Origin of the sequence: Chryseobacterium sp. BIGb0232, from assembly GCF_024810195.1 — a bacterium.
GTDB classification, from domain to species: domain Bacteria; phylum Bacteroidota; class Bacteroidia; order Flavobacteriales; family Weeksellaceae; genus Chryseobacterium; species Chryseobacterium pennae.
Genome location: NZ_JANUEH010000006.1, coordinates 245082 through 260003 on the forward strand (window position 1 = coordinate 245082; position 14922 = coordinate 260003).

Below are 14922 nucleotides of genomic sequence, written 5' to 3' on the forward strand. Positions count from 1 at the left end.
GAAATTTAAATTATATAGAACAACAGGGATTTTAAAATAGAAAACAAAAAAATAAGATAATGGTTTATTGAATGAACTAAGCATTATATCTGCTAAGAATAAGTAATATTAATCATATAATACAAAGCCGTTAACAAATAGTGTTAGCGGCTTTTTTTATGAATAAAAGTCTCCGCAGGATTCTCAGTTGCGGTGTTTTTTTGTATGTTTGTTAGATCAAGCAATTATTAAACTATTATATTTTCAGGTTAAAATATGGATTTTGAAGACTTTATCATTTCACCAAGAAATTTTAAAACAGAAAGCTGGCAGATCGGGAATAGGATCACAAAAGATATAAGAGAAGACAGTATTGTTCTTTTGTTTGTCTCAGATTATAGAGGAGCAGGCGGCGATGCAGAGGTACAGGATTTTACGGCGGTCAGAAAAGAATTTTATAAACTTTCACAATTGGATTTTGAAATTCCGATAGTGGATCTTGGCGATCTGGTTTCAGGAAAATCTGTTCAGGATACCCATTATATTTTACAGGAAGTTTTGTCTGCCTGTCATTATAAAAGAGCACTTCCGGTAATTATCGGAGGTTCCAATGATTTTGCATTTTCACTGTTTTCAGCCTTGAATTTCCACCAGAAAAGCATCAATTATACCCAGATTAGTAATATTATTTCCCTTAAACAGGGAGAAGAGATCAATGAATATACATTTTTAGGGAAAATTTTAGGTGCTAAGAGTTTTTCCATTAAAAATTATCATCATTTAGGGTATCAGAAACATTTGAATGAAATGGATTCTGTACGACTCATCAAAGAAGTGGAGTTTGATATCATCCGCTTAGCCGAAATGATGAATTCTACAGAGAAAACAGAACCTTTCTTCAGAAAAGCAGATCTGGTTACAGTAAATTGTGATGCTATTGAAAGCTTTAGTGAGCCTTTTTCTATGAATCCGCAAGTAAATGGATTGAACAGAAGAGAGATTTGTGCCTATATGAAAGAAATTGGTCTGAGTGAAGACCTGAAGACGGTAGGGATCTTTAATTATAATATTTATTCAGAAAATCAGCTGAACCATCAGCTACTGGCACAGATGCTGTGGTATCTGATCGAAGGAATCAATATCCAGCACTCACATCCCAAAGAAAGGCAATATGAAATGTTCTATGTTCTGATAGATGACAGACAATTTGCATTTAAGCGTGATACTTTCAGTAATTTGTGGTATTTTGGTGACGATGAAAATATAGAAAACTGCATTCCCTGCTCAAGAAAGGATTTTGATGATGCTAAAAAAGGCTGGCTGAATGCAAGACTGACGAAATTTTAATGTATGACAAACGTTCCCTCAAGAATTTCCATCATTGTACCTGTTTATAATGTCGAAAGTTATTTGACAAAATGCCTCGATTCCCTGGTGAATCAGAGTCATCAGAATATTGAAATTCTTGTGATAGATGATGGAAGTAAAGACAATTCCGGGAAGATCATTAAAGAATATGCTGAAAAATATCCCAACAAAATAAGAGCTTTTACCAAGGAAAACGGCGGATTAAGTGATGCCAGAAATTTTGGTTTGGACAAGGTGACAGGAGATTATATCGGCTTTGTGGACAGTGATGATTATGTTGCAGAAACAATGTTTGAAGAAATGATCCTGCTGGCTGAAAAGCATCAGTCGGAAATTGTGATCTGCAATATTCAAAAAGTAGATGAAAACGGACAGGTAACCCAAAAGCTGACGCAGATTCCCCATATGCCGGAAAAAATAAAACTGGAAGATCATTTTTCTGTTTTTTCGGATATCAGCTATTTTGCCTGCAATAAATTGTTTAAAAAAGAACTTTTTAATCAGAAAAGATTTAAAAAAGGAGTTCATTTTGAAGATATTCAGCTTATTCCACAGCTGCTTCTGGAAAGTGAAACGATTGCCCAGACTCAGAACTTTCATTATCAATACCTTGAACGTACAGATTCTATAACAAAGACTCATACGGAAAAAGGACTTGATATACTGAAGGCAGTACAGGATGTGGAAAATGTTTTTGGGAAATCAAAATACGCTCATAAGAAAAAAGAGCTGAAAAACTTTCAGATTTTTGAAGGAGTGTATTCTTTTCTGGCCTATCTGGCTTTTGTAAAAGAAGAACAGGCGTTTTACAGCATGTCTGATAAGCTGTCTGTTTTCATAAGAGAGAGACAAATAAAAATTCAAGATATATTGAACTATAGTCGTTTTGGTACAAATTATCTTTTATCTTTGCCGGTGAAAAAAAAGATTTTTTATCTGTTATTTTTTGCCGGACAGAAAAAATTGATAAGAAAATTGATATAAACACAAATGACGTACTATTGTTTCGAATAGTAGAATATAATGAAGCATATCAGCATCATTAATTTTTTAATTGAAGAGACAATGTGTACAGGATAAGAAAAGAATGAAAAACTTTGAATTGTTCTTAAGCGGATCGGGGATACCTATTTTCTATGTAAAAATAGGATTAGGTTTCGTATTCTCCTTTTTAATTACTTTTTTCTCCATACCTACCATTGTGAAGATCTCCAGAAGGAAGAACCTGATGGATGAACCGGGTATAAGGAGTTCACATCTTAGAAAAATTCCAAATCTTGGAGGGATTGCTATCTTTTATTCCATTGGGATATGTGCTTCCATTTTTGCGTATGAGCTGTTTGATCTGTATAAATTCCTTTTTGCTTCACTTATTATCCTACTGTACATTGGAGTAATGGATGATATTGTGGTGATGAGAGCATACAAAAAACTCGTTGCACAGATCTTGGTGTCCTCATTAATTGTCATTGGTTCAGATATCAGAATCCGAAGCTTATTCGGAATATTCGGAGTATATGAACTGGGTTATTTTGTGAGTGTCCTATTCAGTATTGTAACTTTTATTATTCTTATCAATGCCTTTAATCTGATTGACGGGATTGATGGACTGGCAGGCGGATATTCTGTGATCTGCAGTGCATTGTTCGGAATAAGCTATTATAGATTAGGAGAGTACAACTATCCACTGGTTGTTCTGTCAGTAGTGATTATAGGTACTGTTTTGGCATTTTTATACTATAATTTATCGAATTACAGAACGAATAAAGTATTCATGGGAGATACAGGGTCCATGCTTTTGGGCTTTCTGCTGGCATTCACGTCCATTTGTTTTATTGATATTTTTATTGATAAAAAGCTTGTTGATGTACCAAAATATCATCTTCAGTCTGCTCCGGTAGTGGCTGTAGCCATTCTGATCCTTCCGATTGTGGATACCCTGAATGTGATCTTTGTAAGACTTTATAACAAAAAGTCACCTTTTGACGCTGATAAGAATCATATCCATCACAAACTTCTGAAGCTAGATCTTACTCATAGAAGGTCCACATTCTATATTATTCTATACTATTTAATGATCGTAGCAGTTGCTTATTATCTGAGACATATCAACGTGAATCTCTTGCTGTTGGTTATTATATCATTAGGTTTCATAGGTGCATATTTGCCGGATCTGATATATAAATTAAGAAATAAGAAAAATTAACAATTAAATATTACTTTTGTAAACAATATTCAAATATGATGAAGAACTTTAAGTATTTATTTTTAATATTATTGCCTTTTTTAGTTACCTCGTGTATCACAACAAAAGATGTAAGATACTTACAGCCTAGTGAGAGCCTTGTAGTTAATGAAGAAGGTCTTGTTCCCTACAATATCCCTATCTACAGGATTACCAAAAATGATATGCTTAACCTTAATATTTTGACCACTCCCAAAGGAGATGCAGCACAGTTTTACTCTGCTTATAACGTTTCAGGCGGAACGGGGGGCGGAGCTATAAACAGTTCAGCGGCAAGTGGTGGAAGAGCAGGTGGAGTAGGTTCAACGATCGGAGGAAATGTCAATTTCTATTTTAATGGATTGAAAGTGGATAACAACGGAGATATTAATATTTTCGGAATAGGCTACATTAAAGCAGAAGGAAGAACACTTGACGATGTAGCAAAAGAAATTCAGGGCAAAGTAAATGAAAACTTCCAGGAAGGGAAATCCGAGGTGAGACTGAATACAGACGGAATTACCTATTATATTCTTGGTGACGTGGAAACTACAGGAATGTCAGGTGAAAAAGTTGCCCATAAGAATACCCTTACCATTACTGAAGCGCTGGCTATTAATGGTGGACTGAACAGAACAATTGATAAAAAAGAAATTGTTATCCATAGAAAACTTCCGGAAGGAATTAAAATTGCTAAAATTGATCTTACCCGTGAAGATCTGATGAACTCTCCTTATTACTATCTACAGAACGGAGATGAAATTTATCTTAACACCAGAAGAAAAAGCTTGAACGGATTCGGTAAAGATCCTATTCAGACCCTGCTTACCGGTGTTACAGCAATTACAACAGCGTTAACCCTATATACAATCCTACAAAGACTTTAATCCCATGATTCCAGGAAAAGATACCGCAGTAGGAAAAAGCGAAGCTCCAAAAGAGAAGTATGGGACTTTTGCGTTGTTTAATTTTGAACATTTTTTAAGAAGATTACTTAAAAACTGGTATTGGTTTGCTTTTATGTTCCTTATTGGCTATGCCATATCTTGGGTATATAGTAAATATTATGCACAGAATGTATATTCTTCAGACCTGTCTTTGAGTATATCGAATAGTACTTCAAGTTATTTTAGTCCTAATCAGTCTATTAACTTCATTTGGGGACAAAGCGGAAATCAGGATGGAGTTTATTTAAAGAAAATGCTCTTTTCAAGATCTCATAACGAGTATTTAGTTAAAGAATTAAGCCTTTTTTTAAATTACTCTACCAAAGGACTTGTAAAATCTACTTATCTGGACAAGTATGACTCCCCGGTTTTTATTGAAATTGATAAAAAGCATCTTCAGCAGATTAACTACGCTATTACATTATTACCCAAAGGAAATGGTACTTATGAAGTAGTATTACCGGAAGAAGGGCAATCTACCAGTTTATATAGTTATGAATCAGAAAGCTATCATAATATTAATACCTATAACAGGCCTGCCAATAAGATTATCAGAATCAATGAATGGTATACTTCTCCAAATCTGAGATTTAAGTTGGTTCATAATCCGGTTACTCCTAATATCAAACTTGATAATATTATCGTCAACTTAATGACAATAAACCAGGGCGTTAATGATATTGTATCTACCATTGGTGTTGGCTTTGATAAAGAGATTAGTACGATTATGATTATCAGTAAAAAAGGCTATAATCTTAACAGTACAGTTAGCTTCCTGAATAAATCCGTAACTGAACTCCAGAAAAAAAGACTTGAAGATAAAAATATCGTTAACAAAAATACAACGGTTTATCTGCAGGGGAGCCTTGATGGAATACGCAAAAAACTGGATTCAGCCGCCACAGTTCTGAACTACCTGAAAACATCGGAAAAACTCTATAACATTAAAAATAGAGATGAGAAGTCCCTTGAAGAAATTAAAGAGCTTGAAGCCAAAAAAGCTGATATCGTAAGCAAGATCACTTCTCTGAATAATATTAGAAATACCCTTCAGTCACAAAATTTTGATAAAATGATTGCTACCAATGCAGCAGGATTTGAAGACGGGTTTTTCTCTGCTTCTGTGACTGAGCTTAAAGCACTGTATACAAAAAGATCAGAACTCGCTTTGATCTATAAACCTACTTCTGAACCAATGAAAGAGGTCAATAGGTTGATTAGCGAAGCTAAAACAGGTTCCTTTAACAGTCTTAAGAATTATTATACCAAATATTATGATGAGATCAATAAAATTGACCGTCAGGTTGCAGATGCTAATTCTGATTTACAGTCTTATCCTGAAAAAGAAAGAAAATATCTGGATGCTGAAAGAGGGTATAATATGATTGAAGCTACCTACAGTAGCCTTCTAAACAGACAGAATGAAGCGAGACTGAACGTAGCAACCAATCAGTCTGATATCAGTGTGATCGACCCAGCTAAGAACATCGGGCAGGGACCTGTAAGTCCAAATATTAAAATGGCAAAAGCAGGAATAATTGGAGGAATGTTATTGCTTCCCATACTATTTATCCTGATCGGTGAACTGCTGGATAATAAAATCAGAAACATCAAAGAATTACTTGGTGCTACGAAGATTCCGCTTCTTGGAGTGATCGGGAATAACAATAGTGAAAATATGCTTACTGTTTTGGAGCAGCCGAAATCATCTGTTTCAGAGGCGTTTAGGGGTATTAGAGCCAATATGAGGTTCCTGATGCATAATGAACAGGAAAATGGTAAAGTAATCCTAGTAACCTCCTCCGTAGGTGGAGAAGGAAAGACTTATGTTTCCATTAATCTGGCCTCTGTATTAGGATTAAGTGATAAGAAAACAATCCTTTTGGGAATGGACCTTAGAAAACCTAAAATATTCGGAGACTTTAAGATTGATAACAAATATGGTATTTCAAATTACCTTACAGGAGAAGTAAATATTGATCAGATTATTAATACCACAAAAATTCCTAATCTGGACGTTGCCACTTCAGGACCTATCCCTCCGAATCCTTCAGAATTGCTGATGAGCCAGAAGAATGTGAAATTTATAGAGGAACTGAAAGAAAAATATGACTACATTATTATAGATTCACCACCGGTAGGTCTTGTAGCAGATTCCTATGAACTGATGAAATATTCTGATGCCAATATCTATGTAGTACGTCATGAATATACAGAGAAGTATATGATGAAACTTATTACAGAGAAATATCAGAATAATGAAATTGAACATTTAGGACTTGTTTACAATGACTATAATACCAAACAGGGTTATGGTTACGGATATGGTTATGGCTACGGATATGGCTATGGCTATGGTTATTTTGATGAAGATAAAAATTATAAAGAACCGTTATTGATTAGAATACGGAACAAAGTACAGGCAATGTTTAATAAAAAATAGAGCCTTAAACCCTCATTTGATGGGGGTTTTTTCATACTTTGTGAATTTTCATTCTATGAAAAAAAGAATATTTTTGCCAGTTTGCCGTTTACTTTATAACAAATTATGTTTTTTTGTTTATTTTTAACTAAACATTAAGATTATCATTAATATAAAAATGTTTTATATTTGCAAAAATTAAATTTTAAAATAACCATAAATCCATATTCTTTTATGAATAAAAAATTATTGTTTAGCTTCCTTGCCTTCCTTGGAGTGGTAAGTGTTAAAGCACAAAGAAACGAATTGGGGGTTCGTCTAGGTATGAGTAGCCTAGTGGGTGATGTAGGGAGCACAAGTTATATTTTACAAAAGCCGTTGGATTTAAATAGAATGTCGGATTGGGGGATCCCGTTTTATGGAGGAATTTTATACAGATTTAATTTTAACCCGCATCAGACTGTTAGATTGGATTTAGGGTATAACCAGATTCAGTTTAGCGATAAAGCTGCGAAAGAAGAATATAGAAGAAATAGAAATGCGTACGGGAAAAATAACGTATATGAAGCAAGCTTAATGTTTGAATATAATTTTTTCCCTGTAAATAATGAACAGATAAGTATGGTGAGTCCATATATTTTTGGAGGTCTGGGTGCGCTGATGTTTGATGCCCCTAAAGCTGATCTTTCACATGATTTCAGAAGAGATCCTGACGGTGTGGCATTAGCTCCTATCAATGAAACGGACTTTAAAACTTCTACCGAATATACGTTAGGAAAAAAAGTTACCATGCATATCCCTTTTGGAGTAGGTTTAAAATACAAATTTAACCATACTTGGGCTATATTTGCAGAAGCAACCTTTAGATATACTTTAACTGATCAGCTTGATCATAGTAAAATTCTTTCTGAAGATGTGAAAAGTTCCTTTAATGCCGATATCCTTGATCCGGTTACAGGAGGTTCTTTATTACAGTCTGGTAACTATTATGCTGTTGCCAAAGAAAGAGAAGAAGAGTTTATTAAAAAGAGAAATATTGGAGATAGTAGATCTAATGACTGGATCAATACATTCAGTTTAGGATTAACGTTTTCGTTTGGAAGACCTCCATGTTATTGTGATTAATTAATATGTCGTTGATTAAAGATAAAATAAATTCTGAGAATTTACCAAAACACGTAGCCATCATTATGGATGGTAATGGAAGATGGGCGAAATCTCGTGGCGAAGAAAGATCCTTCGGTCACAAAAATGCCATTAATGCAGTAAGAAATGCCATTAATGCATGTAATGAGATCAATATCCCCTATTTAACACTGTACACATTTTCTTCAGAAAACTGGAATCGTCCCAGTGAAGAAGTAAATACACTCATGAACTTGCTTGTAGAAACTTTACTGCTGGAAGCAGAAGAGATCTTTAGCAAAGGATTGAGAATGCATGTTATAGGGAATCTTGGAAAACTGCCTGCCTTAGTAAGAGAACAACTGGAACGTGTGGTAGAACTTACAAAAGAAAACACAAAAGGTAACCTTGTACTGGCTATTAGCTATGGCTCACAAAATGAAATACTGAATGCCGTAAAAAATATCAGTTCAGACGTAAAAGAAGGAAAAGTAGACGTAGAGAATATAGATGAAAAATTATTCGAAAACTATCTCTATACCAAAGATTTTCCTCCTGTAGATCTGCTGATAAGAACCAGCGGTGAAATAAGAATAAGCAACTTCCTTCTTTGGCAGATTGCTTATGCTGAACTACAGTTTTTAAATGTTCTGTGGCCAGATTTCTCCAAAGATATTTTCTTTCAATGTATTGTTGATTATCAAAACAAAGAAAGAAGATACGGATTAACCGGAGAGCAGATACAAGGCCAATAATTTTAAAGAAAAGAAAGACTCGATAAAATGAAGTTTAGACTATTACCCATCATTATGTTTGCTGCTTCTGCACATTTTTATGGACAAGTAACTCCACAAGACAGCACAAAAGTAAACAATGCTGTGCATGCAGACAATGAGGTAGGTACTTATACACTTAAAGACATTGTTGTAGATGGGGTAAAAAAATATACGCCAGCTCAGATCCTGAGGTTTACAGGCTTATCCAAAGGAGAAAGCGTAGATATTCCAGGACAGAAAATCAGTAATGCTGTTAAAAAGCTTTGGGATACCCAATCTTTTTCTGAAGTGGAAGTATACGTTCAAAGTATTGAAGGACAAACTGTAGTTCTTAAATTCTATCTTCAGGATCTGAAAGAACTTGGAGAAGTGAAATTCAAGGGCAAAGGAATTGGGAAATCAAAAAGTGAAAAACTGGCTAAAGATAACAACCTGAAGCCAGGTACAAAGATTACTCAAAACCTGGTGTCAGGTCTTAAGACAAACATCCCGAAAGACTATATCAAAAAAGGTTTTGCCGATGCTAAAATCAGTATTGAGGATAGAGTAAATGCCGGGGATCCTGCTTTGGTAGACTGGACGATTACCGTAGATAAGGGTAAAAAAATTAAAATCGACCATATTGAATTTGAAGGAAACCAAAGTGTGACCGACAGAAAACTTAGAAATAAAGCCTTTAAAGAGACAAAACAGAAACGTTTTAGTATTGGGGGGATTTTGAAGTCTTCTAAATTCATTGAAGATAAATATCAGGAAGATAAACAGAACCTTGTCAATTATTATAACTCCTTAGGATATAGAGATGCTAAAATCGTTTCTGATTCAGTATGGAGAAATAAGAAAAACAACTATGAGATCAATGTAAAGCTTAATGAAGGTAAAAAGTATTATATCGGTGACATTACTTTCACCGGGAATACGGTTTATTCTACAGAATATTTACAAAGATTATTAGGATATAAAAAAGGAGATATCTACGATGCTGTAGGATTCAACAAAAAAGTTGGAGAAGACGGAGGTAAAGAAGATGATTCAGATATTAAATCCGTTTATATGAATAACGGATATCTTTTCTCAAATGTAACCCCTGTTGAAAAATCGGTGAATGGTGATGCCGTGAACCTTGAGATCAGGATTAATGAAGGAGAACAGGCTACATGGAATAAAGTAACATGGCAAGGGAATGTTACAACCCATGACCACGTAATTCTTAGAGCATTAAGAACAAAACCGGGAGAATTATTTAAAAAGACTGAGATCAAAAGAACCTATTTTGACTTGGCAGGAATGTCATTCTTTGATCCACAACAGATCGGACAGGATATTCAGCCTAACCAGGCAGATAATACTGTAGATGTAAACTGGAAACTTGTAGAAAAAGGATCTTCTCAGGTTCAGCTACAGGCAGGTTATGGAGGAAATAGCTTTATTGGTACCCTTGGATTGACGTTTAATAACTTCTCCTTAAGAAACTTCCTTAAGTTCAAAGACTTTAAACCGGTGCCACAGGGAGATGGTCAGACTTTCTCCATCCAGGTACAGGCAGGACAGTATTTCCAGAACTATGGAGTGTCATTCGTGGAGCCTTGGTTGTTCGGAACAAGACCTACAGCACTTTCTGTGAGTTTGAATAGCTCAAGAGTAAAATATAGCGATCAATACGGAGCTGCTCAGAAGCTTAATATCTTCTCGGCATCAGTAGGTCTGAACAGACTTCTGAACTGGCCGGATGACTATTTCTCTTTGTATACAGGATTACAGTTCCAGAGATATGACTTTAATAACTATCAATTCCTGTTTGGTAATGAAATAGAAAGCAACGGATCAGCTAATAACTTTAGTATTAACTTAGGTTTAAGCAGAAACTCTGCCGGGGTAGATCCTATCTTCCCGACAATGGGTTCCAATATTGAACTTTCTGCAAAACTGACACCACCATATTCATTATTCGGTAATAAAGATTACTCTACAATGAAAGCTGCTGATAAATATAATTGGATGGAATTCTATAAAATCAAGTTTAAAGCAGACGTCTATAATGAAGTTGCTGGTAAACTGGTTTTAAGATCTTCTGCTGAAATGGGATTCATGGATGGATATAACAAAACTCTTGGAGCTCCACCATTTGAAAGATTCTATGTAGGAGGTACAGGATTATTCGGAGGTAGATATGACGGTCGAGAACTGATTCCTTTAAGAGGATATGATACACAGAGTAATAACGGTGGTGAGGCGAATGATATTACACAAAGAGGAGGAGGAACAATCTATAACAGATTTACACTGGAATTAAGATATCCAATCTCATTGAATCAAACAGCTAAAATTTATGCTTTGACATTTGCTGAAGGAGGTAACGTTTGGAATTCATGGAGTAACTATAACCCATTCCAGCTGAAGAGATCAGTAGGGGTCGGAGTTAGAGTGTATATGGGTGCGTTCGGATTGATCGGGTTTGATTTTGCTTATGGATTTGATAAGACAATATCAGGAAACCCATCAGGATGGCAACAGCACTTCTTGATGAACCAATCATTATAATTATAAATATGAAGAACTTTAAAATAACCATCACTTTTGTATTGCTCTTGCTTTTCGGGTTGGGAAATGCCCAGAAAATAGGAGTAGTAGATACTAATGAGATTTTAAATAAATTACCTCAGTATAAAGAAGCCGAAGCGAGATTGAATTCTCAGATCGATACCTGGCAGTCTGAACTTCAGAATATGCAGTCAGAGTATGAAAGAAAAAAAGCGGCTTTTGAAAGTGAAAAAGTGTTATTGATAGGTGACCAGCTAAAGCTTAGAGAAAAAGAAGTTGTAGATCTTGATAAAAATATCAAAACCACTACAAGTTTACGTTTCGGATCCAATGGGGAAATAACAAAACTGAGAACAAACCTCGTTTTACCATTCCAGGATCAGATCTGGGGAGCCATCAAAACAATGTCCGAAAAAAATGGGTTGGGCATAGTTCTTGATAAAAGCAATAACATTAGTGTTATTTTTCTTCAGGGAAAATATGATTATACAGAAAAAGTATTAACTATTTTACTGAAAGGATCAGATAAAAAAGAGAAAACTACAAGTAAAAGTAAAAAGTAAAATTTTAAATTAACTTTTACGTAAATTTGAAATCTAAAAACAAATTAAATTATTTATTTACCAATTATGAAAAAATTAAGTGTATTATTTGCAGCAGTAATGATGGTTGTTTCTGTAGGTATGGCAAAAGCTCAAAAAATGGCTACTTTAGATGTATTGGGAGTTCTTAATGCAATGCCTGAAAAGAAAAAAGCAGATGCTGACCTTAAAACATTCTACGATACTAAACAAGCTGAGATCAAGAAAAAATACGATGCTGGGCAAGCTAAATTGAAGCAATATAGCGAAGAAGCTCCTAAGAAATCTGCAGACGAAAACAAAGCTAGAGAAGGTGAATTACAAAAAATTCAGGAAGAAATAGCTCAAATGCAGGATAAAGCTCAAAAAGATCTTCAGGCTAAGCAAGAAGTAGCTTTCGGACCAATTGAGAAAAAATTGAACGACGCTGTAGAAAAAGTATCTAAAGCTAACGGTTATGAGTATGTAATGGATGGAAATTCACCTGCATTCCTTTATAAAGCTGGAGCTGATGCTACGGCTGCTGTAAAGAAAGAATTAGGAATTCAATAATTTCAGCAAATTAACAAAGATTTATAAGACAAACCGCCTCCAAAAGAGGCGGTTTGTTTATTTTTGCGAAATGGAAAAAGAAGTATCAACTATCGTAAAAGTAAGGTTTAGTGATTGCGACCCGATTGGTCATTTGAATAATGTAAAATATCTTGATTATATGTTCAATGCCAGAGAAGATCATGTAGAGACATTTTACGGATTTACTTATGAAGAATATACCAAACAGACAGGCTGTACCTGGATTGCCATTCAGAACGAAATAGCTTACCTGAAGGAAGTAAGATACAATACCCAGGTAGTCATCAGTAGCAAAACCATCGACATACAGGATAGAACAGCCAAAGTTGAAATTCTAATGAAAAGCTTAGACGAAAAGACAGTTCATGCCGTCCTTTGGGTAACCGTTATTTATTTCAACATAAAAACGAGAAAGTCAGAAATTCATCCGGAAGATATAAAAGAAACTTTTCATAAGTTTTATGTAGACCTTCCACAAAAAGACTTCCAGGCAAGAGTTAAGTTTTTAAGATCCCAGAATGCAAAAAATTCTTAGTCGTATTTCTATTGAGAATTTTTTAATTGTTTAAATTAATAATATATGAAAAAAATAGCAGTAATAGGTAGTAATGGCCAATTAGGAAACTGTATCAGAAAAATAGCTCCCGATTTTGAAAATCAATATGAATTTCTTTTTACAGATTCTGCAACCTTAGATGTGACCAGTGAAGAACAGGTTAATGATTTTTTCTATGATAATAAACCGGATTACTGTATCAATGCTTCCGCATATACAGCTGTAGATTTGGCGGAAAAAGAAAAAGAAAGAGCATTTGCTGTAAACGCAGATGGTGTAGCCAACCTTGCTCAGGCATGTATTGAGTATAAAACCATTCTGATCCATGTGTCTACAGACTATGTTTTTGATGGAGATACAAACCTGCCTTATTCAGAAGATGATTTTACCAATCCGATAGGAGTGTATGGGGAATCAAAGAGACAAGGAGAAGAACTTGCATTGGAAATTAACCCTAAAACAATTATTCTGAGAACTTCATGGTTGTATTCTGAGTTTAATAAGAACTTTGTGAAAACAATGTTGAATCTCTTTTCCCAGAAAACCGAATTGGGAATCGTAGCAGATCAGTTTGGGCAGCCTACAAATGCTAATGACCTTGCAGCAGCCATCATGGAAATTATTGAAGCTCCTCATAAAACCTTTGGAATTTTCCACTTTTCAAACTATCCGGAAACTACTTGGTTTGAGTTCGCAAAGAAAATTGCAGAGTTTTCAAAATCTTCAGTACAGTTGAACCCATTAACCACCGAGCAATATCCAACTCCAGCCAAAAGACCTGTAAGAAGTACAATGTCTCTGGATAAAATAGAGGAGGTTTATAAAATTGAACCAAAACACTGGGAATATAGCCTTGAAGAATGTGTTGACTTACTTATACAACAATAATTTTATGAAAAATATAGCCATCATCTTTTCCGTATTGTGTATTCAGCTTTGGAATGCACAAAATGTTTATCTGAGTAAGGTTGAGAAAACCAGTGATAATGCAGATAAGTTTCTCTATAAAAAAGATAATGCAGAAAATGAAGCAATTTATTTAGGAGAAGCAGAAGTACAGGGGTTCTCAAAAGATGATGCAACAGTTTTTTCATTAGTATATAAAAAAGCAAAAGAAATTGGTGCCAATACTTTTGTTATAAAACCTTTTGAAAATATTGACGGATCACCTCAGGCTTTCAATCCTTCCAATTATAAGATAGCATTATATTATACCCCGAAAGAAAAATTGAAAATTCTGGATGGTTCTCTCTATATATTTGCTTCCTCTGAAAAAGATCAGAAGATTAATGTTAATAAGAAGGACTATACCATAACACCAAGGTCATTTTTAAAATTTAAAATTGTTCCTGGAGAAGTTTATACTATCTCAACCAAGAAACTTTTAGGGTCAACGGTGAAAGTACAGCCTAAGACCAATGATGACAATCTGTATTTCCAGATCTCATCTTTAAAAATTAAGCCGGACACTTCTGGAGTTGGAGGCTTAAACCTGAAATCAGGAGATGTTATTGGTTTGGAAAAATCATTTGCGGAGTTTTTAAGCGCTATTTATACTGAAAAGACTCCATAAAATTGTCATTAGAAGTATCAATGTATCTTTTACCTATATTAAGATACCGGATTAATTAAAATTTGTTTAAAATTTTTCTCTCAACTAATCAGAACTTTAAGGGTAGTATGTTACTTTAATGTAAACTTTATGTTAAATAAAGTTGCGTGGTAAAGGAGAAGACTCTATCTTTGCCCCACTGAAAAACGAGAGAGATTCGGTAAGCGCAGGAGAGCTTTTAGATAAGCAGAAACATTATATACTACGAAAGATAAAGA

General features: G+C 34.6%; 13 protein-coding genes. All 13 read left to right on the forward strand.

The window, feature by feature from the left end:
• Window positions 1-255: 255 nt before the first annotated feature.
• The 13 genes from M2372_RS15760 to M2372_RS15820 all read left to right on the forward strand — a co-directional run bounded on the left by M2372_RS15760 (window position 256) and on the right by M2372_RS15820 (window position 14665).
• On the forward strand, window positions 256-1326 hold the full coding sequence (locus M2372_RS15760; RefSeq protein ID WP_123321152.1) for a formimidoylglutamase: 1071 nt from the start codon (window positions 256-258) through the stop codon (window positions 1324-1326).
• A gap of 3 nt (window positions 1327-1329) precedes the next feature.
• Window positions 1330-2331 carry a glycosyltransferase family 2 protein gene (locus tag M2372_RS15765; RefSeq protein ID WP_123321153.1) on the forward strand — a complete coding sequence of 334 codons (1002 nt, stop codon included), beginning with the start codon at window positions 1330-1332 and terminating at the stop codon, window positions 2329-2331.
• A 103-nt stretch (window positions 2332-2434) separates the two neighbouring features.
• Window positions 2435-3553, forward strand: coding sequence for a glycosyltransferase family 4 protein (locus tag M2372_RS15770; protein WP_123321154.1), 1119 nt, complete (start codon window positions 2435-2437; stop codon window positions 3551-3553).
• Window positions 3554-3588: 35 nt separating this feature from the next.
• The gene (locus M2372_RS15775) at window positions 3589-4458 is read left to right on the forward strand and encodes a polysaccharide biosynthesis/export family protein (protein ID WP_115970012.1); all 870 of its coding nucleotides are present in this window, start codon (window positions 3589-3591) and stop codon (window positions 4456-4458) included.
• A 4-nt stretch (window positions 4459-4462) separates the two neighbouring features.
• On the forward strand, window positions 4463-6961 hold the full coding sequence (locus M2372_RS15780) for an exopolysaccharide transport family protein (RefSeq protein ID WP_123321155.1): 2499 nt from the start codon (window positions 4463-4465) through the stop codon (window positions 6959-6961).
• Between the two features lie 213 nt (window positions 6962-7174).
• Complete coding sequence (locus M2372_RS15785) at window positions 7175-8065, forward strand: DUF6089 family protein (protein WP_123321156.1); 891 nt, start codon at window positions 7175-7177, stop codon at window positions 8063-8065.
• Window positions 8066-8070: 5 nt separating this feature from the next.
• Complete coding sequence (locus M2372_RS15790) at window positions 8071-8820, forward strand: isoprenyl transferase (protein ID WP_115970015.1); 750 nt, start codon at window positions 8071-8073, stop codon at window positions 8818-8820.
• A 27-nt stretch (window positions 8821-8847) separates the two neighbouring features.
• Complete coding sequence (gene bamA / locus M2372_RS15795; RefSeq protein WP_123321157.1) at window positions 8848-11382, forward strand: outer membrane protein assembly factor BamA; 2535 nt, start codon at window positions 8848-8850, stop codon at window positions 11380-11382.
• An 8-nt stretch (window positions 11383-11390) separates the two neighbouring features.
• On the forward strand, window positions 11391-11945 hold the full coding sequence (locus tag M2372_RS15800; protein WP_115970030.1) for an OmpH family outer membrane protein: 555 nt from the start codon (window positions 11391-11393) through the stop codon (window positions 11943-11945).
• Window positions 11946-12011: 66 nt separating this feature from the next.
• Window positions 12012-12515 carry an OmpH family outer membrane protein gene (locus tag M2372_RS15805; protein WP_115970017.1) on the forward strand — a complete coding sequence of 168 codons (504 nt, stop codon included), beginning with the start codon at window positions 12012-12014 and terminating at the stop codon, window positions 12513-12515.
• A gap of 70 nt (window positions 12516-12585) precedes the next feature.
• Window positions 12586-13071: a thioesterase family protein gene (locus M2372_RS15810; RefSeq protein WP_115970018.1), complete on the forward strand. Its 486-nt coding sequence runs from the start codon at window positions 12586-12588 to the stop codon at window positions 13069-13071.
• Between the two features lie 45 nt (window positions 13072-13116).
• Window positions 13117-13980, forward strand: a complete 864-nt coding sequence (gene rfbD, locus M2372_RS15815; protein ID WP_123321158.1) for a dTDP-4-dehydrorhamnose reductase — start codon at window positions 13117-13119, stop codon at window positions 13978-13980.
• 4 nt (window positions 13981-13984) lie between these two features.
• Entirely contained in the window at window positions 13985-14665 is a 681-nt protein-coding gene (locus M2372_RS15820; RefSeq protein WP_123321159.1) for a hypothetical protein, read from the forward strand.
• Window positions 14666-14922: the final 257 nt, after the last annotated feature.